The organism is Flavisolibacter ginsengisoli DSM 18119 (assembly GCF_900129295.1).
GTDB classification, from domain to species: Bacteria; Bacteroidota; Bacteroidia; order Chitinophagales; family Chitinophagaceae; genus Flavisolibacter; species Flavisolibacter ginsengisoli.
In genome coordinates, this window is the sequence record NZ_FQUU01000009.1 from 147,734 (window position 1) to 172,172 (window position 24,439).

Genomic DNA, 24,439 nt, shown 5'->3' on the forward strand with positions numbered 1-24,439 from the left:
TCGATATTCCCACCTCCTCAATAAACCTATTTAATCCTGCAAATCCTAGTTCTTTATCTTCTCCTTCAGCATATGCCGCATCTGGTATATTTCATCAGAATTGGAAAAACTATCCTTGGGCACCAGGAAAAAAGAACGGCTGTCAAAATAGAGATGGAAGAAATGAGGTGTTTCCAGGAAATTGCTAACGGCTTTCCATGGATAGCTTCGTGATCCTCTTTCATTGCCAACTGAAAAAGAATCCGGGTCGAAGGTCATTATAAAATGATCCTTAAATGTGGTGGCACGCCTGTAAACCATGCCTGGCAGGAAAAACCAAAAGCTCAGCATCAATATAAACCATAGAAAGGATCCAACTAAGAAGGCAAGCGGAAGTATCTTTTTAAAATAAAATAAAAAAGCTGATCCCAATGCAAAAACGTTGACCAGGATGATCATTAACCGTATCTCTTTCCTGCTCAGGAAATGATAGCGCAGGGCCTGCAATACCTGTTTCTTGTCGTATGTAAATGAAACCTTCATTGAACTTGTTTCCATATATCCTGCCTATAAAATTAATACTCTTGTTCTCCACCTGTAAAATAGCAGAAAATTTCCTTGATAATAAAAAAGCCTTGCTCCTCTTTAAGGGAACAAGGCTTTTAAACTATAAATTCCAATTATTTATTCATCATTTGCTTGGCTTCAATGCTAAGGGTAGCATGAGGCACAGCACGTAAACGCGCTTTGTCTATCAGCTTTCCTGTAACTCGGCAAATGCCATAGGTTTTATTTTCAATGCGCATCATTGCCTTCTCCAGGTGATCTATGAACTGAATCTGCCTGCTGGCCATCTGGCTCAATTGTTCTCTTTCCATGCTCATGCTGCCGTCTTCCATTGTCATATAGCGGCCATCTTCCATATCACCACCTTCATCTTTACGTGTGATCAATCCTTGCAAATAAGCAAGTTCCTTTTTGGCTGTTTCAAGTTTTTTTCCAATCAACTCACGAAACTCCATCAATTCTGCATCTGAATACCTCATAGTAGGACCAGTTTGTTCTTTTTGTTGTGAATCCAATACCGATTTTGTGAAATCTGGTTCGTACTTAACAGCCTTTGTTGTTGATGTTTTGGGGATCACCACCTTGGTAGGTTTAGGTGCTTCCTTTTTTGGTGCTTGTTGCAAAGGTTTAATTGCCGGCTTCACTTCCTGGTGCGATGGCCCTGTAACAGCCGGCTTTTTTACCGGGTCAGGGTGCTTTGCAGGCGCAGCCTTGGTGGGGGCAGGCGCTGCTTTCTTAGCAGGAACTTCAGCTTTCTTAGCCACTATGGGGGCAGTTTTTACAGAAGCGGCCTTTGGAGCAGGCTTCGCAGGAGCTTTGACTCCTTTTTTTGGGGTTACTTCTTTCACTGCTGATTTTTTAGTTGCCGGGGCAGACTTTTTTGGCGCTGCTTTTTTGGGCGCTGCCTTAGCAGCAGCTTTTTTAGGTGCGGTTTTTACCGCATTTTTGGCAGTCGCTTTAGCCACCGGGCGGGTAGCAGTTTTGGTTGGTTTTGATGCTTTCACAGCTTTCCCGCCATTGGCGCGGGCAGGTTTTGACGCTTGCTTTTTAGTAGCCATACAATTTTTACCCCTTTTTTAAGACGATGACCTTCAATGGGTTGTCATTAACCTCTATTTCAGTGCCCTCATCAATGTTTGATGTTAACTCTAGCTTATCTGCCAGAATTTCCGCGCAAATATAGTCATTATACTTAGCTAAAGATGAAGAGATACCATTATTGGCAGCTACTTTTACCTCGATCCTGTCCGTAACATCAAAGCCACTATCCTTCCTTATTTTTTGAATCCGGTTCACGAATTCACGGGCATCTCCTTCCTGTATTAATTCAGGTGTGATATTTATATCTAATGCAACCGTTAGTGGTCCTTTACTTGCTACTGTCCAGCCGGGAATATCTTCACTGCTAATCTCTACCTCACTTAATGCCAGGTCAACGAACTCATCATTGCCTACAGGGATTGAATATCTGCCTTCTTTTTCAAATAAAGAAATTTCATGCTGGGAAAAATTTGAAAGAGCAGTATTTACAGCTTTCATCAGGGGGCCAAGCTTCTTTCCTAAGGCTCCAAAATTGGGCTTGATCTTCTTTTTAATGAACCCTTCCGTATCAGATAGATATTCCAGTTCTTTTATATTCACTTCCGCTGTAATAAGATCTTCTACCTTGTGCAATTGTTGTTCCATCAAAGGGTTCAACACAGGTATCAGTGCTTTTTGAAGCGGCTGGCGCACCTTGATATTCGCTTTTTTACGCAGGGACAATATCAATGAAGAAGCATCCTGGGCGAGTCCCATCCTTTCCTCCAGTAGTATATCAATATATTCTTCTTTAGGAGTTGGGAACAGGATATGATGCACAGATTCTTCTTTATGCTTTTGGGTCACTGCATTCAGGTTAATGAACAGCTCATCACTGAAGAAAGGAGAAATGGGGGCCATCAGGCGCACCACTGTTTCCAGGCATTCATACAGTGTCTGGTAGGCCGCTATTTTATCCTGCTCATACTCCCCTTTCCAGAACCGGCGGCGGCAAAGCCTTACGTACCAGTTGCTGAGGTGTTCATCCACAAAATCTTCTATTAAACGACCTGCCTGTGTAGGTTCATAGTCATTAAAGGCAGCAGTCACTTTTTTGATCAGTGTCTGCAGCGAGGAAAGGATCCACCTGTCTATTTCAGGCCTTTCTTCCAATGGAATATAGGCCTCCTTAAAGCTAAACCTATCCACATTGGCATACAGCGCAAAGAACTGGTAGGTATTATATAAGGTACCAAAGAATTTACGCTGCACCTCCTTTATACCTTCCAGGTCAAACTTCAGGTTATCCCATGGTGAAGCATTGGTGATCAGGTACCACCTGGTAGCGTCGGCTCCAAATTTTTCAATAGTTTGAAATGGATCAACAACGTTTCCCAGTCGTTTGCTCATCTTATTGCCATTCTTATCCAGTACCAGCCCATTGGAAACGCAGGTTTTATAAGCCACGCTGTCAAAAAGCATCACACCAAGCGCATGGAGGGTATAAAACCAGCCACGGGTTTGGTCCACACCCTCGGCTATAAAGTCGGCAGGGAAATTTTCTTGGAATATTTCTTTATTCTCAAAGGGGAAATGCCATTGGGCATAAGGCATTGCACCACTGTCAAACCATACGTCAATTAGGTCGGGCTCCCTTTTCATAGGTTTGCCTGATTCAGATACCAGGATCACCTCATCCACATATGGCTTGTGCAGGTCCAGGATGCCGTCATGCAGGTAATGTGTATTAACATCACCCCCTAGAACCTGGCTGGCCTTTTTAATCTCGGCATTCAGTTCCTCAATAGATCCAATGCATTTCTCCTCAGATCCATCCTCTGTTCTCCATATTGGCAATGGCGTACCCCAATAACGGCTGCGGCTCAGGTTCCAATCCACCATGTTCTCTAACCAGTTACCAAAACGCCCTGTACCTGTAGATTCAGGTTTCCAGTTGATGGTCTTATTCAGCTCCACCATTCTTTCCCGCTTTGCAGTAGTCTTAATGAACCATGCATCCAGCGGGTAATACACTACCGGTTTGTCCGTTCTCCAGCAATGGGGATAGCTGTGCTCGTATTTTTCCACCTTAAAGGCGCGGTTCTCTTTCTTCAGTTTAACAGAGATGTCTACGTTGACATCCACGTAATCGGGCTCGTTCTTATAATCCTTGATAAAACGGCGGGAAAACTCTCCCAGTCCATCTACGAACTTCCCTTCCCTGTCCACCAGAGTGAGTATCCCTATATTATATTTCTTACCAACCTTATAGTCATCCGCGCCAAAGGCAGGAGCTGTGTGAACGATACCTGTACCATCTTCCGTGGTCACAAAATCGCCTAACAATACCCTGAACGGCTGGGCATCTGGCGTGATGGCCTGTATAGCTTCCAGCGAGTTAGCCTCATATGGCAGCAAGCGCTCATATTCCAGGCCTTCAAGTTCTTTTCCTTTAAATTCTGTAAGGATCTTCCAGGGAAGTAGCTTTTGATCCGGTGAATATTCTTCAAGATCTCCATTCTCCCCTTCTGGCTTAAAATACCTGTTGACAAGTGATTTAGCCAGTACTACATTCACGGGTAAGTGAGTATAAGGGTTGAAAGTTTTTACTAATACATAGTCTATGTTAGGGCCTACGGTAAGCCCCAGGTTGGAAGGAAGCGTCCAGGGAGTTGTGGTCCACGCCAGGAAAAATACCTCGTCATCTCCTGCAGCATCAAATAAAAATTGTGACCTGCCTGATTTAACAGCCTTAAACATGGCTACGGCACTGGTGTCCTTTACATTACGGTATGTTCCGGGCTGATTCAACTCATGTGAGCTCAAACCGGTACCGGCAGCCGGTGAATAAGGCTGAATGGAAACACTTTTATACAGCAGGCCTTTGTTGTAAAGCTCTTTCAGGCACCACCACAGTGTTTCTATATATTCATTAGTAAAGGTCACATAGGGATGTTCAAGGTCAACCCAATAACCCATTTTGGTGGTCAGGTCATCCCATTTGTCCTTATAACGCAAAACCGCCTCCCGGCACTTTTGATTGTACTCGGCCACCGATATTTTTTTGCCAATATCTTCCTTGGTAATACCCAATTCCTTCTCCACACCCAGCTCAATAGGCAATCCATGGGTATCCCATCCGCCCTTGCGCTGCACTTTATATCCCTGCATGGTCTTATACCGGCAGACAAGATCTTTCAATGTCCTGGATATAACATGGTGAATTCCAGGCATACCATTGGCGCTGGGCGGTCCTTCGTAAAAAACAAAAGGCTCAGCACCTTCTCTTACTTCTATACTTTTTTTAAAGGCATTTTCCCTTTCCCACCGCTGCAAAACCTCTTTTTCAATGGCAGGTAAATTCAGATGTTTAAACTCTTTATATCGATTGGCCATAAGGGGGCTTCTAAACTTGATTTGAAAATGGCTGCAAAGGTATGAAAATATAGCCCTTAAGGGCAAAACCCAATCGTTAGTGTTTATCGAAGCTTTCAATTATTACCAGGCCTGTAACCTGGAGCAAATCCTGGTGTTTCTTTGTATTTGACCTTGAGTTTTCCTCCATTCGTAACTGCTTTTCCCGATTCCGGTACCCATAAAACAGACTTCCACGTCTCTTTGCAGCAAATTGGTCAACTGTGAGGCATTTCTTTCTTGTTTTTTTACTGTTTACAGGCTTAGTGGGATTCACTAAAACAGATAGCTTATTGGTTTACAATCATTTGTCTTCCATACCCGAATTACCTACCGGTATTATTTCCGGGCTGGTGACAACTGCCGACCATCAGCCGGCAGCCTTTGTAACCATTTCTGTAAAGGGCGCCAATAAATTCACTACTACGGATGAGCAGGGACGTTTTCAATTGAGTGTCAGGGAAGGTTTGCACACCCTGGAGATTTCGCTCATTGGACAATTAACCCAGGAAAAGGTAGTGGAAGTAAAGAAAGACCAGACCACCTTCCTCCAGGTCTCACTAGTTCAAAATGCCAAACAACTGGAATTTGTTACCATCACGGCTCAAAGAACCCTGAATGAAAAACTAACGACCATAGGAAAACTCCCGGTGCAGGCCCGAGATCTGCCCCAAGCCATTTTAGTCCTTGATAAGAACATTCTTGAAAAGCAACAGGTGCTAACCATGAGTGATGCTTTGCAAAATATGAATGGAGTCTATATTATGGGAACTACCGGGGGGTTTCAGGAAGAAATTGCAGCAAGGGGTTATGCTTTTGGGAGCAGCAATACTTTTAAGAATGGTGCAAGGTTCAATAATGGCATCAAACCCGAGCTGAGTGCCGTGGAGAAAATGGAGGTACTAAAAGGTGGCAATGCCATTCTTTATGGAAATGTTGGCGCAGGTGGCATTTTAAATATTGTGACCAAGAAACCAAAATTCGAAAAAGGGGGAGAGATTTCCTTCCGTGCCGGTAGTTATGCTTTTTACAAACCCTCAATAGATATCTACGGGCCTGTAAATAATGGTGGACATGTCGCTTACAGGGTTAACGCCAGTTATGAGAATGCAGGTAGTTTTCGTAAAGGGGTAAAGTCAGATAGGATCTATATAAATCCCTCTATATCATACAAAGCAGGTGAAAACACAGAGGTCATCCTTGAAGGTGATTATTTAAAAGACCAACGCACACCGGATTATGGCACAGGCGCAATCAATTACGTAGTGGCAGCCATTCCACGTGACAGGTTTTTAAATGTTCCCTGGGCATATAACAATTCAACTCAGAAAACTGCAACAGGTACAGTTACGCATCGTATCAGCAATGTACTTGGTTTGCGGGGTGTAGTTTCTTTCCAGCAATACAAGAATGAACTGTTCAGCGCCAACAGGCCCAACGCTTCTGGTGCAATGGTAACTGCTGATGGCACCTGGACAAGGGGTCTTCAAAAAACAAGAACTGCTGAAAACTATTATTTCAGTTCCCTTGACCTGAATGCCAAATTGAAGACAGGTAATATTCAACATACTGTGCTTGCAGGAGCAGATGCCGATAGGTATAGAACGATCGCTACTACATTTAAGACCTATGCTAATCCAACTACCAGTAATAAGAATATCTACGACACGATCAACATATTTGATCCTTCCGGTTTCAATAAAAGAGGTGATATTCCCTTACTGCCAGAAGAGCGGATCACCACCTCGCCTATTTTGCGTTATGGCTTATATGCACAAGACCTTGTTTCCTTGTTTGACAACCTGAAAGTATTAGCTGGAGTACGCTACACCTACCAATTGAATCAAACTGCAACAGTGGATACCCTTTCAAAGAACACCAGGGGTAGAATAGCTTCCTTTTCCAATGATGCTTTCAGTCCAAAATTCGGCATTGTGTATCAGCCTTCTAAAGCCACCTCCTTATTTGCCAGCTATACCAATTCATTTGCTGTCAACAGCGGAGTGGATATATACAACAATGCCCTTTCACCTTCTATCATTGACCAATTTGAAGCAGGCATTAAGAATGATCTATTTAAAGGCGCCTTATCGCTCAATTTCACTGCCTACAGGATCGTCAACAGCAATTTTGCGCAGACCGCATTATTCCTGGCAGATGGCACCACTGCCAATAACAATAGCAATATAAAAGAACTATCCGGTGAAACCACCAGCAAGGGCATTGAGCTTGACATTCAAACAAGACCTGTAAACGGATTTAAAATCCTGGCCGGCTACAGCTATAATGACATGCGTTACACGGGAGTGAACGGCAATTCTGTAAATGGTAATAAAAAAGGTGACCGCCTGAGGTACAATCCTGCACATACGGCCAATGCCAGTGTGTATTATACTTTTTCAAAAGAATCACCATTAAATGGAGTTTATATTGGAGCAGGTGCTTTTTATATAGGTGACAGGCTGGCCGGTAGAAATCCTACCAATAGTCCTGGCAATACCTATAAGCTGATGCCTTTACCTGATTATATTACCGCGGATATCCATGCAGGCTACTCTCATAAAAATTTAAGCCTGAGGGTTAAGCTATCCAACCTGTTTGACCAGTTGAGCTATAATGCGCATGATGATAACAGTGTCAATCCCATTGCACCAAGACAGTTTGCAGCAACTGCAGCTTACAAGTTTTGAAAAGGTTGTAGGTAGCGCATTGTATTATGCCTTTAACTGGTTGTTCTAAAGAAATAATAACTTAAGAAAGTAGCCTGCAGGCTGGATCCCTTTCTCATTAGAAAGGCCTTGTCCTATGGCAAGGCTTTCCATTTCTACCCCAGGGTTACAATTACCTTATCCCAAGCTTTTTCCATACATAAGCCATAGATGTCCCGTGGATATCCCGACTCTATAAGAGTCGGCTTATCGTCGGCTTATCCTCGGGATATCCTCGGGATATCTTCGGGACATCCCGGAGGTTGGCAGGGTGTACCATAGGTGTAAATTGGGAGCCATCGCAGGGTGAGGATGTTTTAAACCTATACTTTGTTGGGATGACCATTAAATGGTTTTGGCAGCGTCAATTCTATCGGCTGGGTGGGAGTTGAGGGAGGGAATATTCTATATGTTTAATCGAGATTGTTTTGATAATGCTTTTAAAGAATAAGGGATTAAAAAATATTATATTAGTAAGTTGAGAAGAGTTGTACATAAGTATAGAAAGTAATAACCAAAATGAGCATATTTAAAATCAAACCAGTCTTACTGCTTTTTGCCTGCTTCGCCTTGTTCACCAATTCAACTTTTGCCCAGGTCTCCTCTGCTGAATTGGACGCCCTGGTTCAGAAAGCCATGGAGAAATTTAATGTTGCCGGAGTGGCAGTGGCCATCGTAAAGGACGGGAAAATCGTTCATGAAAAAGGTTATGGAGTGCGTTCCATTTCAACAAAGGAACCCGTAAACGAGCATACGAACTTCCAGATAGCATCCAACAGTAAGGCATTCACAACAGCTGCCCTTTCCATATTGGTGGATGAAGGCAAGCTAAATTGGAAAGACAAGGTGAGAACCTACCTGCCGGAGTTTAAAATGTATAATGATTATGTAACCGAGAATTTTTTAGTAGAAGATCTTTTGTGCCATAGAAGCGGCCTTGGTTTAGGTGCTGGTGATTTGATGGATTTTCCGGATGGAACCGACTTTACAATTAAGGACAAGCTTACTGCATTTCAATACTTTAAACCAAAATCCGCATTCAGAACACAATTTGATTATGACAACCAATTGTATGTTATTGCCGGTGAATTAATTGCAAGAATAAGTGGAATGACCTGGGAAAAATTTATTCAATCCAGGATCCTTGATCCTTTGCAAATGACCAATTCGTTTTCATCGCAGGATGCTATTAAAGACAAGGACAATCTTGCTTTACCTCATTCAACTGAAACCGGCACCATAAGGACCATTGCTATGTTTCGCGATCAGATCAATGGGGCAGCAGGTGGGATACTTTCGAATGTTGACGATATGAGCAAATGGATGATCGTGCAGCTAAACAAGGGCAAATATGGACCGGGCCAGGACAAGCAATTATTTAGCGAAAAAAGGCAGAGAGAAATGTGGACCATTCATACTATAACTGGTATTAATCCCAATCCGCGTTACAACCAGCATTTTGGTGGCTATGGATTAGGATGGGGCCTTGGCGATATCAAGGGCAACCTGATAGCATCACACACAGGTGGGCTCCCGGGCATGCTGACAAGCGTTGCCCTTATTCCCGATTTGAAATTGGGAGTTGTTATATTAACCAATACGGAAAGTGGTGGCGGTTATTTGTTTGGCGCCTTGCAGCAAACAATCATTGATAGTTACTTAGGACTTGATGACAATAACTGGATAGACAAATACAGCAAGTTTATGCAGACGAAGGGTAACAGTGCAGATTCAGTGGTAAAAAGCGTATGGCAAACAGTGGCAGCTGCCAAAAATATAAAGATCAATGCAACGGATTATACAGGCATATATGAAGACAAATGGTTTGGAAAGGTAGAAGTCTTTCTGAAAGGAAACCAGCTTTGGTTCAAAGCACTACGGTCACCCAGGTTGAATGGGCCTATGAGTTATTATAAGGCTAATACATTTGCCATAAAATGGGAATACCAGGATATGAACTGCGATGCTTTTGCAATGTTCAGCCTTGATGAAAATGGGAAGGCAGAAAGCATAAAGCTGAAAGGTATCTCACCAAACATAGACTTCAGTTTTGATTTTCAGGATTTAGACCTTCAACGAATACAGTAATAAAAACTCTTAGCTAAAAGAGAAAGTTTGTGCCAGCAGTTATCACAGGTTGACCATAATGGAATAAATCTGTACCAAAATAATTAAGGTGCTGATTATAACTGTTAAGCAAATACCCTTATCAAATAATTAAATAAAAAAAAATTTAAATTATCTATAATATTTTCATTCCGTATTATATCTTGACCCACTCAAAACTAACTGTTGATGAAGAATATCAAACAAGTATTGCTAATTGCTTTTACTATTTTGTCTTTTGTAGCCTGCAAAAAAGACACCCCTACTGAGAATAAACCCCCAATTGTAAATGCAGGTAATGACACTACCTTTCAATTGAGCCATGCACAAGGTGATACTATTCTTTTATCCGGCTCCGCTACAGATGCCGATGGACAAATAGCCGGTTATACGTGGACCCAGATTTCCGGACCCAATACCGCAAAAATTCATTACCCGGGCGCTGCTTCTACAAACGTTAGCTCAGTTATCGCAGGGAAATATGTCTTTCAATTAATGGCAACAGACAATAAAGGTGCAACCGGTGTCAAAACGGTAACCATCAACCTTACATTACCACCTGTAGTAACATTAAATTTACAACCTTCATCCAATCAAACTGAAGTAAGAATAGGTATTGTTGGAGGACAGGATATTTCAGGACAGAATTTTAAGAACATAGCAGCTGTAGCCTGGACTGTGAATGGCAGCATTGCTTACATTCGAGGCCTTTTTAAATTCGATTTATCTTCTATACCCGCTACTGCCAAAATTCTGACAGCCAAATTATCTCTTTATTCTGACCCTGCTCCAACAGAAGGAAACCTTGTTGATGCCAATTATGGGAATAACAATGCAATGATTTTACAGCGTGCTGTTACCAACTGGAATGTATCAACAGCATCATGGCAATCGCAACCAGCTGGAGATCTAGCCACACAAATCTCAATTCCTCACACCAATCAATCAACTTTAGATCTGATTGATTTGGATGTAACTGCCCAGGTAAAAAGCATGCAACAATATGGTAATTATGGATTTTTGTTAAAGCTGCAAGACGAAAATATTTATACATCCAGGATTTTCTGCTCAAGTACGGCCAACGATGCTTCAAAACATCCGAAATTGGTTGTACAATATTCCTATTAGGAGAAGCTTTTGTACATAGTTTTTAATGCTGTTACAATTTTTGAAAATGTTTGAGGAACCTTTAAATAATTGTTCCTGGATTCTGACATTTGACCTGGTTGCTTAAAGTTATCAGGCGCCTGAAATGACTTAATAATAGGAGGCTACCTGTTGTTTGGCTTTAGCATACCGGATGTTACAAGAAGCAGAATTTTATTGATCATTTCGCTATGGACAGGACGTACATTTAAGGTTATTAATTCTTAACTTCAGACAAATGTTATCCATCGGCAGCGATCATGCGTAGAGGGTATCTCAATGACCCTTTGCAAATACCTGCTTGCCGGATTTCATTTATAGAAATCCCTCAATTAGTAACCAATAATTGACGTATGCAATCAAAAGCAATAACTGTTGACCAATACATAGAGGAGATTCCCGAAGACCGGAAGCAGGCTGTCACAGAATTAAGAAAGGTCATTAAGAAAAATATTCCAAAGGGCTTCCAGGAATGCATGAGTTATGGCATGATAGGTTACGTAGTGCCTCATAGTAAATATCCTGCCGGCTATCACTGTGATCAAAAATTACCCCTGCCTTTCCTGGCCTTTGCCTCGCAGAAAAATTTCATTGCTGTCTATCACATGGGTATCTATGCGGAGCCCAGGCTACTAAAATGGTTTACTGAGGCCCACGCCAAAGCATCACCCAAAAAACTTGATATAGGCAAGAGTTGTATGCGGTATAAAAAAGCAGAGGACATTCCTTATCAACTAATAGGTGAACTGGTTTCTAAAATAACTCCAGATGAATGGATAGAAATGTATGAAAGGAATTATAAAAACCAAAGGAAAAGTAAATAACAAATTCACCATAGCAAATCATTCGGGAACTATAAAAACCTCCTTTTGGTCATATGAAATGGTATGGATCCCTAACAGGTAATTGCATAATATGAGAAAACTTATTGCAGCAATCAATATGACCCTTGATGGGTTTTGCGACCATACAGCTATAAATGCTGACGAAGAAATACATGAACATTACAGTGAGCTTTTACGCAATGCTGACACTATTTTATATGGAAGGGTAACATTCCAACTAATGCAATACTGGCAAACAATTCTCAAAAATCCTACTGGTAATAAAGCAATGGATGAATTTGCAGTGACTATAGACAAGATACCTAAGGTGGTTTTTTCCAATACCCTCAAAAGCACTGAATGGGAAACGGCAAGGCTTGCAAAGAAAGATCTTAAAGAAGAAATTTTGGCTCTGAAACAACAACCAGGCAAAGATATTTTGGTAGGCAGTCCGGGACTAATTGTGAGTGCCATGAATCTTAATTTAATTGATGAATACCAACTTTGCATTCACCCGGTTGTGACAGGCACAGGCCTGCCCTTATTTAATAATATCAACAGAAAAACCTTTTTTAATCTTCTGGGGACAAAAAACTTTAAGGGTGGTGCAGTCATTCATTACTATGTGCCTGTAAAAAATACATGACAATAAATATTTTGAAACAGGAAGGTGGTTCAGCAGGAATTAGAAGATCTTCAGGAATATCCAAAAAATCAGGCAGAACCCAGTTTCATTCATACATGCATCACAAGCGTGACCATTAGTGTATAATATCATGAATAATTTAGTTATATTTAGTAAAAGCTATTGATGTATGAAAACTTCCATAAGAATTATACTGAGCTTATTTGTGTTTGCTGCCAGTTTACTTTTTTGTATACTGGTTATTTCTTCCCTTGTGCCACAATTGCGTGAAAATAGATTACTGTCTATTTCAATTTCTATATTAATTGCTTTGGCTATTAGTTTACTGGCCTGGAAAAAGATGTCAATCAATACAGACCGTTTAGAAATTCATATGCTGGCCTGGGGAATCATTATTGGATCTATAGGTTTAATCGCAGGTTTTGTGGGTCCTATTATTTTTAACTGGGGTGGTAACCAGGGCCCGCTCCTTGGTATTTTATACACCGGTCCTTTAGGTTTTATCATCGGGTTGATAAGTGGCGCTATATATTGGAAATTTTACAGGACGCAAAAGTTGGCCAAATCCTGATTTGCTAAAAGACCCCCTGTAAATGAAAAACTGAATAACTGCAACTACTATGTACATTACTTTTTCCTTATTGCCTTGTAGATCTTAATGGCGCTCATTAAAACAATGACAAAAGCCAATAAACCTACTATGCCCCAGACCCAACTAATGCTTTCCTTTACTGATGCCAGCATTACAATAGGGACAAGAAAGATGGTAGCTACCTCATTCCATACACGCAACTTTTGAGAGGAGTATTTAAAAATTCCCTTAGCCTGTTGTTTATACAAACCATGCAAAGAGAAGTGGTACATATATAATAGTACAACGAAGATCAGTTTGATCAGCAGCCATTTGCCTGCATCATCCCAAATGGTCTTATACCAGTATCCCTTCCACATTACCAAAGGCCCAAGGATAAGGGTGAGTATTGCAGAAGGCCAGGTAATACCCAACCACAGTCGTTTTATCATTATCGAGAACTGCTGGTGAAGAATGGTCTTCTCCGGTTCTTTCTTTTCTTCTGCTTCAGTATTATATATAAAGAGCCTGACAATATAGAACATGCCGGCAAACCAGGTGACAATAAAAATGATGTGCAGAGCCTTAAGATATGCGTACATGTGGAGAACTAAAATACTTTAATGTAGATAACAATTAAGCCTGGGCGGTCTGTTTTGTTTCGTTAAGGATCATTTCCCTTTTTCCCTGGCCATATTCTCTTATCCATTTAGCCATGGCACTGATCCAGAGTGGATGTACATTCAGGCAGGGCACAAGGTCGAAGGATTCGCCACCAGCGTGTAAGAAGATCTCTCTTCCCTCCTCTCCCATTTCCTCAAGCGTTTCCAGGCAGTCACTTACAAAGGCAGGACACACGACCACTATTTTCTTGACGCCTTCATTTGGAAGCTCCTGCAGGCGCACTGCAGTATAAGGTTGCAGCCAGGGATCTCTTCCCAGTCGTGACTGGAAGGAAAAGCCTCTTTTTTCTTTGGGAATATTAAGCTTATCGGCCACCAAATGGGTTGTCACCCAGCATTGATGCCTGTAACAGAAATCATGTGCAGGAGAAGGCACTTCGCAACAATTATCCACCTTCAGGCAATGCTTCCCGGTAGGGTCACATTTTAAGATGTGTCTTTCAGGTATGCCATGGTATGAAAACAATACCTGGTCATATTCCTTATCTAAATGCGGTTGTATACTCTGACTAAGTGCTTCCACGTAGTCCTCCTCATCATAGAAAGGTTTGATGAAGGTGAGTCTAAAAGGATAAGCTTTCTTTTTATGTTGTTCTTTGGCATACTCCACTGCTGTTTCATAACTGCTCATGGCATAATGTGGATACATTGGCACTACCACGATCTCTTCCATGTCAGGATTTTTTTGAAGCAACAGGTCATAAGCCATCATGGGTGAAGGATTGCCGTAACGCATGGCAATGGTAACCGGTTCTTCTATTTCTTTTTGCAAGGCACGCTCCTGTTCCTTACTTATCACGATGAGCGGAGAGCCCTTTTCAGTCCAGATAGTTTTGTAGGCTTTGGCAGAATTGGGCGCCCTGAAAGGAACGATAATACCTTTTACCAACAAGGCCCGGAGCAGCCAGGGCTTGTCAATGACCCTTTCATCCATTAAGAATTCATCAAGGTATCGTTTGACATCTTTTACTTCCGTGGAATCAGGTGAACCGAGGTTCATGAGGATGATGGCTCTTTTCATATCAAGGCAACAAATGTAGGTACAACTGGTTCAAGAATTTTATCAATTGATGCCCGTGAATCTGCAACCTGATGAAAATCAAGGAGTCAAATGACAGATAGATGACATTGTTTTTAGGAGCGTGCCTTCATCAAAACTACTTTTGCACTGGATCGGGATCATAATTGAAAAATGGACACTCCTTACTTCAAGAACATATCAAACTTTTACGTAGCCGGCATCAATTACAAAAAATCAGATGCTTCCGTACGCGGACAGTTTGCTATAAATAATGATCAATACCAATCCATTCTACAAAAAGCCGCCGAACAGGGGTTGAACGAGGTTTTCATACTATCAACCTGCAACCGCACAGAGATCTATGGATTTGCCTATTGCAGTTACCAACTGGTAGACCTACTGTGTTCTGAAACAGTTGGGGATATGGAAACATTTAAAAACTCTGCTTATATAAAAAATGGCATAGAGGCTATTGAGCATGTTTTTAGTGTTGGTGCCGGACTGGATTCCCAGATCCTGGGAGATTACGAGATCGTTGGCCAGTTAAAAAACGCTGTAAAGTTTGCCAAGGAGCAAAAATTCGTAGGCGCCTTTACAGAAAGACTGGTGAATAGTGTGCTCCAATCATCCAAATTGATCAAGAACAATACAGAGTTAAGCGGGGGAACAGTTTCTGTTTCTTTTGCAGCCGTTCAATATATCCGCAGGAAAGTTGTAAATCCTTCTTCCAAAAACATTTTATTATTAGGAGTTGGAAAAATTGGCCGCAACACCTGTAAGAACCTGGTTGACTACCTGGAAACTACTAATATCACCTTAATCAACAGGTCGCCCGAGAAGGCACACGAACTGGCTGGTGAATTGGGATTACATGCTGCTTCACTTGACAACCTTTCAGAGGAAGTTCAAAAAGCAGATATTATCCTGGTGGCTACAAATTCCCCTGAACCAGTGATTTTAAAGGAACATGTAGAGCATTCAGGAGACAAATTGATCATTGACCTGTCTATTCCCTATAATGTGGAGGAAGCAGCGCAACACCTGCAGAATGTAAGCCTTGTAAATGTGGATGAGCTTTCAAAGATGAAAGACGAAACATTGAAGATGCGCCTGGCTGAAGTGCCAAAGGCAAAAGCTATTATTAAAGAATTAATACAGGAATTTGAAGAGTGGTGTGAGATGCGCAAGCATGTACCCATGCTGAAAGCTCTGAAAGTAAAACTGAAAGAGCTGTATAGCCATCCCCACTATACTAAGGCCACTACTACCTGCCCCAAAACTATTGATACACACATTCAAAGGGTATTGAATGAAACTGCGGGGAAGATAAAAATTCAAAATCAACGCGGTTGCCAATACATTGCAGCGCTGAATGATTTTATAAGTACAAGAAATTAATGTCTACAGTTTTAAGAATTGGCACAAGAGACAGTGAACTGGCTGTGTGGCAGGCTACCCTGGTTCAAAACCAGTTAAAGGAACTAGGTGTTCAATCGGAATTGGTGTATCTAAAAAGCGAAGGTGACATTGACACCATTACCCCTTTGTATGCCCTTGGCGTGCAAGGAGTTTTTACAAAAGTATTAGATGCTGCACTGCTTAATAACCGCATTGACATTGCCGTTCATTCTATGAAAGATGTGCCTACACAAATGGCACAAGGACTGCAACAGGCGGCAGTACTAAAGAGAGCTAATTACAAAGACATTTTTGTATATAAGGAGGAGTCAACCCCTGCGGCATTGGGATACAATAATGGCAAATGGAACGGGGATAATGATGACAATTCCCTGGATTTTACCATTGCAACAGGTTCTGTACGGCGCATTGCACAATGGCTGCACAGGTACCCTTCTCATAAGGTAGAAAATCTACGTGGCAATGTAAATACAAGGCTTAGGAAAGTGAAAGAACATAACTGGAAGGGAGCCATATTTGCTGCTGCAGGCTTAGAGAGAATTGGTTTACGTCCTGCAACATCCATTGACCTCGACTGGATGCTGCCTGCCCCAGCACAAGGTGCCATAATGATTGCCTGCCGTGAAGGAGATGAATTTGCATTGGAAAGTTGCAGGTCATTAGATGATGAATCCACTGCAATTTGCACATGTGTTGAAAGGGATTTCCTAAGTGCCCTGATGGGTGGTTGCTCCACTCCTATTTCCGCCCTTGCTGAATTAAATAATGGAGAGATCTATTTTAAAGGAAATATTGTAAGCCCGGATGGTAAATATAAAGCTGTCGTTGAGAAGCGGTTGCTAAAAGAACAATGGCATGAGGCAGGTCGCCTGGCTGCTGCATCTATACTTGCCAATGGAGGCCAGGCAATTATTAACAGCATTAGAAAAACCGGCTTAACTACCAATGGAAACGATTAGGGTCTTAAGCACTAAAAAGTTGTTGCCTGAGATCGTGGAGGAAGCGAAAGAGAATGGTATTGAAATAACAGAACAGGAAGCAATAGCTGTTCATCCTATATTGAAGGAAGAAAAGCAAGAGCAGTTGTTATCATGGTTCCATAGGTACACATCGCAACCCATTGTTTTTACAAGTGCCAATGCTGTATCCAGCCTTGAACACTACCTGGGGAAATACCTACGGGGAGATAAGACGCGGCTGCAGGTATTTTGTCTTTCAGGACGAACAAAAGAGGCAGTACTGGAAGCTTTCCCTATAGCAAACATTGCAGGCGTTGCCCCTTCAGCAAGGGCGCTTGCAAAATTAATCCTGGCAAAGGGTATCAATGAAGTGTTTTTCTTTTGCGGTAATAAAAGAAGGGATGAACTACCAGGTCTTTTAAAACAAAATGGTGTAGTGGCACATGAGATAGTAGTATATGAAACAGTACCCACTCCATGTATTGCAACGGAAGAAATGGATGCCATTTTATTTTTCAGTCCCAGCGCCGCAGATAGTTTTTTCTCAGTGAACCAACCAAAGAAGAACATTATTTGTTTCGCCGTAGGTGAAACAACAGCTGATAGTATTTTAAAGTATTCCGGTAATACTATCATCATTAGTGATACCCCTTCGCAGGAAGGCATGTTAAAAGCTTTAATAGCATATAAAAATTTAAACACACATCCGGATAATTAAACTAATGAGCCAATTACAGAATGATCTTTTATTAAAAGCTTTAAGAAAGGAAAAAGTAGAGCGCCCGCCCGTATGGATGATGCGGCAGGCTGGCAGGTACCTGCCTGATTATATTAAATTAAGGAACAAATACGATTTCTTTACCCGTGTGCAAACACCTGAACTGGCTACGGCCATTACACTGCAGCCAGTTGACCAGGTTGGAGTGGATGCAGCAATTATCTTTTCTGATATATTAGTCATACCCCAGGCTATGGGCCTTGAAGTATTAATGGAAGAAGGAAAAGGTCCTTCTTTACCAAAGACCATAATGACCCAACAGGATGTTGATGCATTGAATACTGAAAATGCCGCCGAACATTTAAAATATGTGTTGGATGCATTGTCTCTCACTAAAAAAGAATTGAACGGAAGGGTCCCACTGATCGGTTTTGCAGGTGCCCCATGGACCTTGCTTTGCTACATGATTGAAGGCAAGGGAAGCAAGACATGGGATAAGGCAAAGCAGTTTGCCTATACAGAGCCAAAACTTGCACATTCCTTATTGCAAAAGATCACTACCATAACCATAGAGTACCTTAAAGCACAGGTTCGGGCAGGTGCAGATACAGTGCAGGTATTTGATAGTTGGGCAGGTTCTTTGTCACCCGCAGATTTTAAACAATTTGCGCAGCCTTATTTATTACAAATTGCGGATGCTTTAAAAGATGATGCCCCTGTGATCTTATTTCCAAAGGGCACCTGGTATGCTTTAAAGGAATTAAGTGAAAGTAGTGCTTCAGGTATTGGCATTGATTGGACCATAACTCCACAGGTGGCAAGACAGCTAACCAACAATAACATAACCCTTCAAGGTAATTTTGACCCTGCAAAACTGCTGGCCCCTATACCCCAGATCAAGCAATGGGTAAAAGAAATGATCGATGACTTTGGTGCCCAGAATTATATAGCCAACCTGGGTCATGGCATTACTCCTAATGTTCCGGTGGACCATGCAAAGGCCTTTGTTGAAGCAGTGAAAGAATATAAAACAGGAAACTAAAAAGAAAGAGCTTAAGGCTCTTTTTGTTTTTACAATAGAAAATGAATATCAAACAGAACTGGATAGAATACATTGATGAACTGCAAGATAAAATTTGTCATGCCCTTGAGCAGGCAGATGGTTTAGCCAGGTTTATTGAAGACAAGTGGGAAAGACCAGAAGGCGGTGGAGGAAAAACCCGTGTGATTGCGAATGGAAAGGTATTTGAGAAGGGAGGTGTGAACACTTCCACAGTATTTGGCGAGGTAACAGATGCCATGCGCTCTCAACTTAAGATCAATGGAGATAAATGGTTTGCCTGTGGTTTATCACTGGTCATCCATCCCTTAAATCCTTTTGTGCCTACAGTACATTGCAATTACCGGATGTTTGAATTGTATAATGAAAATGATGAAGTCATTGACCGCTGGTTTGGCGGAGGTACTGACCTTACTCCATACTATTTATTTGAAGAAGACGCCAGGCATTTTCACCAGGTGTATAAAGATGTGTGCGATAGTTTTGACGAAAGCTTTTATCCCAACTTCAAGCAGGTATGTGATAACTATTTTGTGAACACACACAGGGGAAATGAAAGAAGAGGCATAGGTGGTATATTCTATGATCACCAGCGTCCTGGTGAAAAGCATGATGTGAACTTCTGGATGAATTTTGGCAAGGCATGTGGCAATGCTTTTATTGAGGCCTATATACCAATAGTAGAAAGAAGAAAGAACATGCCTTTTACTCCTGAACACAAACACTGGCAGGAAATCAGGCGGGGCCGGTATGTGGAGTTTAACCTTGTACATGATAGAGGGACTATCTTCGGATTAAAGACCAATGGAAGGATAGAAAGTATTTTGATGAGCCTTCCACCTACGGTTCGGTTTGAATATAATTATCTACCCGGGGAAGGAACTTCGGAATCAGACTTACTGGATGCCTGCCTGCATCCAAGAGAATGGATCAAGTAACACCATATAAAATGAAAACAGCTCTAGTTATAATAGATATTCAAAATGATTATTTCCCAGGGGGAAATAATGAATTGGTAAACAGCGGGGATGCCAGTTTGAAAGCACGCCAATTGTTGAATGCCTTTAGAGAAAAAGATTTACCTGTTATACATATACAGCATTTGTCTATAAGACCAGGTGCAGGTTTTTTCATACCCGGCACAAAGGGTGCAGCCATTCATGACAATGTATTGCCATTGGAAAATGAAAAGGTGTTTACCAAGAACTTCCCTAACAGCTTTAGAGATACAGGCTTACTAAATTACCTGCAACAAATGGAGATAGAACATCTTGTGATTGCAGGAATGATGTCGCATATGTGTGTGGATGCTACCGCCCGTGCGGCAAAGGACCTTGGTTATTCCATTTCAATTGCTTCGGATGCCTGCGCCACCAAAGACCTGGTAATTGAAAATAATACAGTAAAAGCAAATGATGTTCATAATGCTTTTATGGCTGCCCTGAGTTATTTCTATGCAGATGTCAGGCATACGCATGAATTGATTAAACAACTTTAAACATATTATAATGTACCAGCAAAGAAGAAACAGGATATTAAGAGCAACACCTGCCATCCGCAGTATGGTTGCTGAAACCATTCTTACACCCAATGATTTCATTGTTCCTTTGTTCATTGATGAAGGAGAGAATATAGAAACCGAGATTGCTTCAATGCCTGATTATTACAGGAGGAGCATTGATCTTACTATAAAAGAAGTTAAAGAGTTGTGGAACCTTGGCATCAAAAGCGTATTGCTTTTTATTAAGTGTAAAGATGAGTTGAAAGATAATACAGGAAAGGAAGCCTGGAACAAGGATGGCTTGATGCAGCGAAGCATAAAGGCCATTAAAGATGCGGTACCGGAAATGTATGTGATGACCGATGTGGCTCTTGACCCCTATTCTTCTTATGGCCATGATGGCATAGTTGAAAATGGAGAGATAGTGAATGACCCTACGGTGGAAGCACTTGTGAAAATGAGCATCAGCCATGCCAAAGCAGGAGCAGATATGGTAGCGCCCAGTGACATGATGGATGGAAGGATCTTTGCCATTCGTGAAGGACTGGAGAAAGAAGGTTATACAAAAACAGGGATCATGGCCTACAGCGCCAAATATGCTTCTTGTTTTTATGGACCATTCAGAGATGCACTTGACAGTGCACCTGGTTTTGGTGATAAAAAAACTTACCAGATGGATTATGCCAACCGTACAGAGGCTATAAGAGAAGGGCAAATGGATGTGGAAGAAGGCGCCGATATTGTGATGGTTAAACCAGGTCTGCCCTACCTTGATATTCTCAGAGAAGTAAAAAATGCTGTGAATGTGCCTGTAAGTGTTTATAATATTAGTGGTGAATATGCCATGATAAAAGCAGCCGCTAAAATGGGATGGATCAATGAGGAAAAAGCTATTTTAGAAACCCTTACATCCTTTAAAAGAGCAGGCGCTGATCTTATTGCCACTTATTTTGCAAAAGATGCTGCAAGGTTATTGAGCTAATTTTGATTATAAAGTTTTATAATTTTCTCAACATCCCTTTATGAATATAGACAGAAGTAAAGAGTTATTTAATAGAGCACAGGCGAGTATACCGGGAGGTGTCAATTCTCCTGTACGTGCATTTAAAAGTGTGGGGGGAACGCCTATCTTTTTAAAGAAAGCAAAGGGAGCTTATTTATATGATGCTGATGGTAACCGCTATATTGATTATATCAATAGTTGGGGGCCAATGATACTGGGACATGCTTTTGAACCTGTGGTAAAAGCCATCCAGGAAATAGCAGAAGATTCTACTTCCTTTGGTGCGCCAACTGAGCTGGAAATAGAAATGGCCGAATTGATCAAATCCATGGTACCCAATGTAGATCTCATACGCATGGTTAGCAGTGGTACCGAAGCTTGTATGAGTGCTATTCGTCTGGCAAGAGGGTATACAGGAAGAAATAAGATCCTGAAGTTTGAAGGGTGCTATCATGGTCATGCAGATAGTTTTTTAGTTAAGGCAGGAAGCGGGGTAGCCACATTTAATATTCAAACAGTGCCTGGAGTTACTGCTGGTGTAGCAAATGATACACTTACTGCACCCTATAATGATATTGATGCGGTTAAACAACAGGTGGACCAACATAAAGGTGAGATAGCTGCGATCATTGTAGAACCCGTTGCAGGTAATATGGGTTGCATATTGCCACAGCCTGGCTTCCTGGAAGGTCTTCGACAACTTTGTACACAGGAAGGCATTGTATTTATTTTCGATGAAGTGATGACTGGTTTCAGGTTAGCCAAAGGTGGTGCACAGGAAAGATTGGGCATTGATGCTGACCTGGTCACCTATGGTAAAGTGATTGGTGCCGGTATGCCTGTAGGTGCCTTTGGTGGTAAGCTGGAGATCATGAATCATATTGCTCCTTTGGGTAACGTTTACCAGGCAGGCACCCTTAGTGGTAATCCATTGGCCATGATAGCAGGGTTTACTTTATTGACCCATTTAAAAAATAACCCAACGGTCTATAAAGAGCTGGAAGAAAAAGGGACTTATTTAGAGAAAGGTTTGCACAATGTATTGAAAGCTTCAGGCATTCCCTATGTGATCAATCATTTGGGAAGTATGATATCCATTCATTTCAGTAATAAACCTGTTATTGATTTTGCCTCTGCATCAACTGCTAAAAACAACCTTTTCAATACCTTATTTCATAAAATGCTTGACAGGGGAATTTACCTTCCCCCTTCTGCTTTTGAATCCTGGTTCCTTTCAAATGCATTGACTTATGAAGACCTGGATAAAACCATAGAAGCATTGGATGAAAGTCTAAAAGAATTATAATTAATATTTTAAATAAGAGAACTCTGGCCCAGGCCGGAGTTTTTTTATGTACTGACTTATCCTAAATTAATGCAAAAAGAACGAAAGAATACCAACAAGGATCAGCACTGTGCCGCTAATCCTTTTTTCATTGTGTTCAATGAATTGGGCACTCAGCAGGTTAATGCCCTTGTATCCAAGGTTGACAAGCAATAGTATACCAGAAATGCTCACAATGGCGTAAATCACGGAAAGAAGTATCACTAACCTCATTCCATAAGCACCTGCAGAGAGAAACAGGCTTTCCACTTCCAGACAGGGAGAAAGAAACATCATGAATATGAAAATCAATATCCATTTCCTTTTACTTCGTTTGAACTGGGCAACATCTTTTTGAGAGCTATGATGATGGTGGGGAAGATTCACTGTGTAATAGATCAAACCAAATACGATCAATACTACCGAAGAAACAACGTAGATAATGCTGCCATATTTTTCCTGCAATTCTTTACCAATAGTGCCCAGTACCAGGCCTAAGGCAACTGTACCAAGCACATGGGCCAGGGCTGCCATAAATGTTATAGAAGTAATATCTTTTTGCTTCCACTTCTCTGCTTTTGCCACAGCCACCAGGGGAAGCCAATGATTAGGTATGAGCGCATGAACCATGGCCAATAAAACAGTGCCGGCAATAACAGTGAACATGGAAGTATGCAAATAATAAATTGAAAGGTGAAGGTAATTAGCGTAGTAGCAATTCGCAGGGTTTTATTCCTGTATGCTTTTTAAACGCTGTGGAAAAATGAGAAATGGAAGAATAGCCAAGGAGAACAGAAACTTCTGTCACTGTTAATCCCTTCTCATATAAAAGGTATTTGGCATGTTCCATTCTTTGACTTTGATAAAAATCAAAGATGGTGCTACCAAACATTTCCTTGAAGCCCTTCTTCAGGTAGCATTCATTCATTGCTACTTTACGGCTTAATTCTTTAATGGTTATTGGTTCGCCAATGGACTGTATCAATACTTCCCTTGCTTTGAGTATCTTTTCCCTGTCAGCTTCATTTGCCAGGAATTTACAATTGATCACATCAATTTCCTTTTCATCCAGGCAGTCAAGACTATACAGTAATAGCATCTGTGTCTGTGCATTGACATAGATATTCTCCAGGCTTTCAGAATAATTATGATTTAGAAGCCCTTCCAGTACCATCCTGGTTCTGCCGCAAATAGATACTGTTTTGCTGAACGAGGACCGGTGCTTAAATGATAGGATATCTTCACTTAAAGTATTATTCTCTATCCGTGATTTGACAAATTGCTCCAGCAAAGTGGAAGAAAAAACAAAGCTAACAAGGTCAACACTTTCTATTTTCTCCTCGCAGTGAAAGCTTACCTGCGCTTTACACTGGCTGCATTCCGTTCCATTTTTCCGGCAATACATATTCCCGGCTATACAAAACTTCAGCTCAAGGTGGTTACGCTCCGGTTTTGAGGATTCGAAATGGTAGTTCAATACCCCTATATCATCCGCCATCCAGTTCCCGGGACGGGTATAGCGCTTGATGGAATAATGAACCGAGCCAGGAATTTGCTGCCCGGCCTCATATACAAGGTCTGCTTTCAATCCCAAGTGCTCGGGCAATAAACCTCCGGATGAAATCTGGTACTGCATGAAGCTTGCAAAATTACCTTATAAACATTGAAAACAGTAAGTATCTGTTTCACAGTTTGGTCATATTTGAAAGCACTTTAGGACTTATTAGGGGAGCGTAGTTTTGGTTTATAGAGCGATAGTTTCATACTTTC

21 protein-coding genes are annotated in these 24,439 nt (G+C 41.4%); 14 read left to right on the forward strand and 7 right to left on the reverse strand.

Going from position 1 to position 24,439, the window contains the following annotated elements; all coding sequences use genetic code 11:
- Positions 1 to 45: 45 nt before the first annotated feature.
- From BUA53_RS11925 to ileS, 3 genes are all read right to left on the reverse strand, one after another.
- Positions 46 to 537: a YcxB family protein gene (locus BUA53_RS11925; RefSeq protein WP_245793104.1), complete on the reverse strand. Its 492-nt coding sequence runs from the start codon at positions 535 to 537 to the stop codon at positions 46 to 48.
- A 122-nt stretch (positions 538 to 659) separates the two neighbouring features.
- Complete coding sequence (locus BUA53_RS21035; RefSeq protein ID WP_139256418.1) at positions 660 to 1,604, reverse strand: TraR/DksA family transcriptional regulator; 945 nt, start codon at positions 1,602 to 1,604, stop codon at positions 660 to 662.
- A 7-nt stretch (positions 1,605 to 1,611) separates the two neighbouring features.
- The gene (ileS, locus tag BUA53_RS11935; protein ID WP_072835592.1) at positions 1,612 to 4,962 is read right to left on the reverse strand and encodes an isoleucine--tRNA ligase; all 3,351 of its coding nucleotides are present in this window, start codon (positions 4,960 to 4,962) and stop codon (positions 1,612 to 1,614) included.
- Positions 4,963 to 5,204: 242 nt separating this feature from the next.
- On the opposite strand from ileS, the gene BUA53_RS11940 reads away from it, so the two are divergent.
- The 6 genes from BUA53_RS11940 (at position 5,205) to BUA53_RS11965 (ending at position 12,981) form a co-directional block, all read left to right on the forward strand.
- Positions 5,205 to 7,670, forward strand: coding sequence for a TonB-dependent receptor (locus BUA53_RS11940; protein WP_245793105.1), 2,466 nt, complete (start codon positions 5,205 to 5,207; stop codon positions 7,668 to 7,670).
- 537 nt (positions 7,671 to 8,207) lie between these two features.
- Positions 8,208 to 9,776, forward strand: coding sequence for a serine hydrolase (locus tag BUA53_RS11945; RefSeq protein ID WP_072835593.1), 1,569 nt, complete (start codon positions 8,208 to 8,210; stop codon positions 9,774 to 9,776).
- 207 nt (positions 9,777 to 9,983) lie between these two features.
- Entirely contained in the window at positions 9,984 to 10,922 is a 939-nt protein-coding gene (locus BUA53_RS11950; protein ID WP_072835594.1) for a DNRLRE domain-containing protein, read from the forward strand.
- A gap of 371 nt (positions 10,923 to 11,293) precedes the next feature.
- Complete coding sequence (locus tag BUA53_RS11955; protein WP_072835595.1) at positions 11,294 to 11,764, forward strand: DUF1801 domain-containing protein; 471 nt, start codon at positions 11,294 to 11,296, stop codon at positions 11,762 to 11,764.
- Between the two features lie 91 nt (positions 11,765 to 11,855).
- Positions 11,856 to 12,410: a dihydrofolate reductase family protein gene (locus tag BUA53_RS11960; RefSeq protein ID WP_072835596.1), complete on the forward strand. Its 555-nt coding sequence runs from the start codon at positions 11,856 to 11,858 to the stop codon at positions 12,408 to 12,410.
- A 169-nt stretch (positions 12,411 to 12,579) separates the two neighbouring features.
- Positions 12,580 to 12,981, forward strand: coding sequence for a hypothetical protein (locus BUA53_RS11965; RefSeq protein ID WP_072835597.1), 402 nt, complete (start codon positions 12,580 to 12,582; stop codon positions 12,979 to 12,981).
- Between the two features lie 56 nt (positions 12,982 to 13,037).
- On the opposite strand, the gene BUA53_RS11970 is transcribed toward BUA53_RS11965, so the two are convergent.
- Complete coding sequence (locus BUA53_RS11970; RefSeq protein WP_072835598.1) at positions 13,038 to 13,583, reverse strand: CopD family protein; 546 nt, start codon at positions 13,581 to 13,583, stop codon at positions 13,038 to 13,040.
- A gap of 34 nt (positions 13,584 to 13,617) precedes the next feature.
- Positions 13,618 to 14,685: a ferrochelatase gene (gene hemH, locus BUA53_RS11975; protein WP_072835599.1), complete on the reverse strand. Its 1,068-nt coding sequence runs from the start codon at positions 14,683 to 14,685 to the stop codon at positions 13,618 to 13,620.
- Positions 14,686 to 14,856: 171 nt separating this feature from the next.
- On the opposite strand from hemH, the gene hemA reads away from it, so the two are divergent.
- From hemA to hemL, 8 genes are read left to right on the forward strand one after another with little or no spacing between them, the layout of a single operon-like run.
- Complete coding sequence (hemA, locus tag BUA53_RS11980) at positions 14,857 to 16,083, forward strand: glutamyl-tRNA reductase (protein WP_072835600.1); 1,227 nt, start codon at positions 14,857 to 14,859, stop codon at positions 16,081 to 16,083.
- A complete protein-coding gene (hemC, locus tag BUA53_RS11985; RefSeq protein ID WP_072835601.1) occupies positions 16,083 to 17,063 on the forward strand; it encodes a hydroxymethylbilane synthase in 981 nt (326 codons plus the stop codon). The genes hemA and hemC overlap by 1 nt, the downstream gene beginning before the upstream one ends.
- Entirely contained in the window at positions 17,050 to 17,781 is a 732-nt protein-coding gene (locus BUA53_RS11990; protein WP_072835602.1) for a uroporphyrinogen-III synthase, read from the forward strand. The genes hemC and BUA53_RS11990 overlap by 14 nt, the downstream gene beginning before the upstream one ends.
- A gap of 4 nt (positions 17,782 to 17,785) precedes the next feature.
- Positions 17,786 to 18,823, forward strand: a complete 1,038-nt coding sequence (gene hemE, locus BUA53_RS11995) for a uroporphyrinogen decarboxylase (RefSeq protein WP_072835603.1) — start codon at positions 17,786 to 17,788, stop codon at positions 18,821 to 18,823.
- A gap of 41 nt (positions 18,824 to 18,864) precedes the next feature.
- Positions 18,865 to 19,779: an oxygen-dependent coproporphyrinogen oxidase gene (hemF, locus tag BUA53_RS12000; protein WP_072835604.1), complete on the forward strand. Its 915-nt coding sequence runs from the start codon at positions 18,865 to 18,867 to the stop codon at positions 19,777 to 19,779.
- A gap of 11 nt (positions 19,780 to 19,790) precedes the next feature.
- Entirely contained in the window at positions 19,791 to 20,339 is a 549-nt protein-coding gene (locus BUA53_RS12005) for a cysteine hydrolase family protein (RefSeq protein WP_072835650.1), read from the forward strand.
- Between the two features lie 10 nt (positions 20,340 to 20,349).
- On the forward strand, positions 20,350 to 21,324 hold the full coding sequence (gene hemB, locus BUA53_RS12010; protein ID WP_072835605.1) for a porphobilinogen synthase: 975 nt from the start codon (positions 20,350 to 20,352) through the stop codon (positions 21,322 to 21,324).
- 40 nt (positions 21,325 to 21,364) lie between these two features.
- Positions 21,365 to 22,651, forward strand: coding sequence for a glutamate-1-semialdehyde 2,1-aminomutase (gene hemL, locus BUA53_RS12015; RefSeq protein WP_072835606.1), 1,287 nt, complete (start codon positions 21,365 to 21,367; stop codon positions 22,649 to 22,651).
- Positions 22,652 to 22,717: 66 nt separating this feature from the next.
- Here hemL and BUA53_RS12020 read toward each other — a convergent pair whose 3' ends face one another.
- Positions 22,718 to 23,347, reverse strand: a complete 630-nt coding sequence (locus BUA53_RS12020; RefSeq protein WP_217652991.1) for a hypothetical protein — start codon at positions 23,345 to 23,347, stop codon at positions 22,718 to 22,720.
- A gap of 25 nt (positions 23,348 to 23,372) precedes the next feature.
- Positions 23,373 to 24,305 (reverse strand): helix-turn-helix domain-containing protein, encoded by a 933-nt coding sequence (locus BUA53_RS12025; protein ID WP_072835608.1) that lies wholly within the window; start codon positions 24,303 to 24,305, stop codon positions 23,373 to 23,375.
- Between the last annotated feature and the right edge of the window lie 134 nt (positions 24,306 to 24,439).

Coding starts and splice junctions, on each gene's coding strand:
- BUA53_RS11925 (WP_245793104.1), bottom strand. CDS start 537: ATGGAAACAAGTTCAATGAAGGTTTCATTTACATACGACAAGAAACAG.
- BUA53_RS21035 (WP_139256418.1), bottom strand. CDS start 1,604: ATGGCTACTAAAAAGCAAGCGTCAAAACCTGCCCGCGCCAATGGCGGG.
- ileS (WP_072835592.1), bottom strand. CDS start 4,962: ATGGCCAATCGATATAAAGAGTTTAAACATCTGAATTTACCTGCCATT.
- BUA53_RS11945 (WP_072835593.1), top strand. CDS start 8,208: ATGAGCATATTTAAAATCAAACCAGTCTTACTGCTTTTTGCCTGCTTC.
- BUA53_RS11950 (WP_072835594.1), top strand. CDS start 9,984: ATGAAGAATATCAAACAAGTATTGCTAATTGCTTTTACTATTTTGTCT.
- BUA53_RS11955 (WP_072835595.1), top strand. CDS start 11,294: ATGCAATCAAAAGCAATAACTGTTGACCAATACATAGAGGAGATTCCC.
- BUA53_RS11960 (WP_072835596.1), top strand. CDS start 11,856: ATGAGAAAACTTATTGCAGCAATCAATATGACCCTTGATGGGTTTTGC.
- BUA53_RS11965 (WP_072835597.1), top strand. CDS start 12,580: ATGAAAACTTCCATAAGAATTATACTGAGCTTATTTGTGTTTGCTGCC.
- BUA53_RS11970 (WP_072835598.1), bottom strand. CDS start 13,583: ATGTACGCATATCTTAAGGCTCTGCACATCATTTTTATTGTCACCTGG.
- hemH (WP_072835599.1), bottom strand. CDS start 14,685: ATGAAAAGAGCCATCATCCTCATGAACCTCGGTTCACCTGATTCCACG.
- hemA (WP_072835600.1), top strand. CDS start 14,857: ATGGACACTCCTTACTTCAAGAACATATCAAACTTTTACGTAGCCGGC.
- hemC (WP_072835601.1), top strand. CDS start 16,083: ATGTCTACAGTTTTAAGAATTGGCACAAGAGACAGTGAACTGGCTGTG.
- BUA53_RS11990 (WP_072835602.1), top strand. CDS start 17,050: ATGGAAACGATTAGGGTCTTAAGCACTAAAAAGTTGTTGCCTGAGATC.
- hemE (WP_072835603.1), top strand. CDS start 17,786: ATGAGCCAATTACAGAATGATCTTTTATTAAAAGCTTTAAGAAAGGAA.
- hemF (WP_072835604.1), top strand. CDS start 18,865: ATGAATATCAAACAGAACTGGATAGAATACATTGATGAACTGCAAGAT.
- BUA53_RS12005 (WP_072835650.1), top strand. CDS start 19,791: ATGAAAACAGCTCTAGTTATAATAGATATTCAAAATGATTATTTCCCA.
- hemB (WP_072835605.1), top strand. CDS start 20,350: ATGTACCAGCAAAGAAGAAACAGGATATTAAGAGCAACACCTGCCATC.
- hemL (WP_072835606.1), top strand. CDS start 21,365: ATGAATATAGACAGAAGTAAAGAGTTATTTAATAGAGCACAGGCGAGT.
- BUA53_RS12025 (WP_072835608.1), bottom strand. CDS start 24,305: ATGCAGTACCAGATTTCATCCGGAGGTTTATTGCCCGAGCACTTGGGA.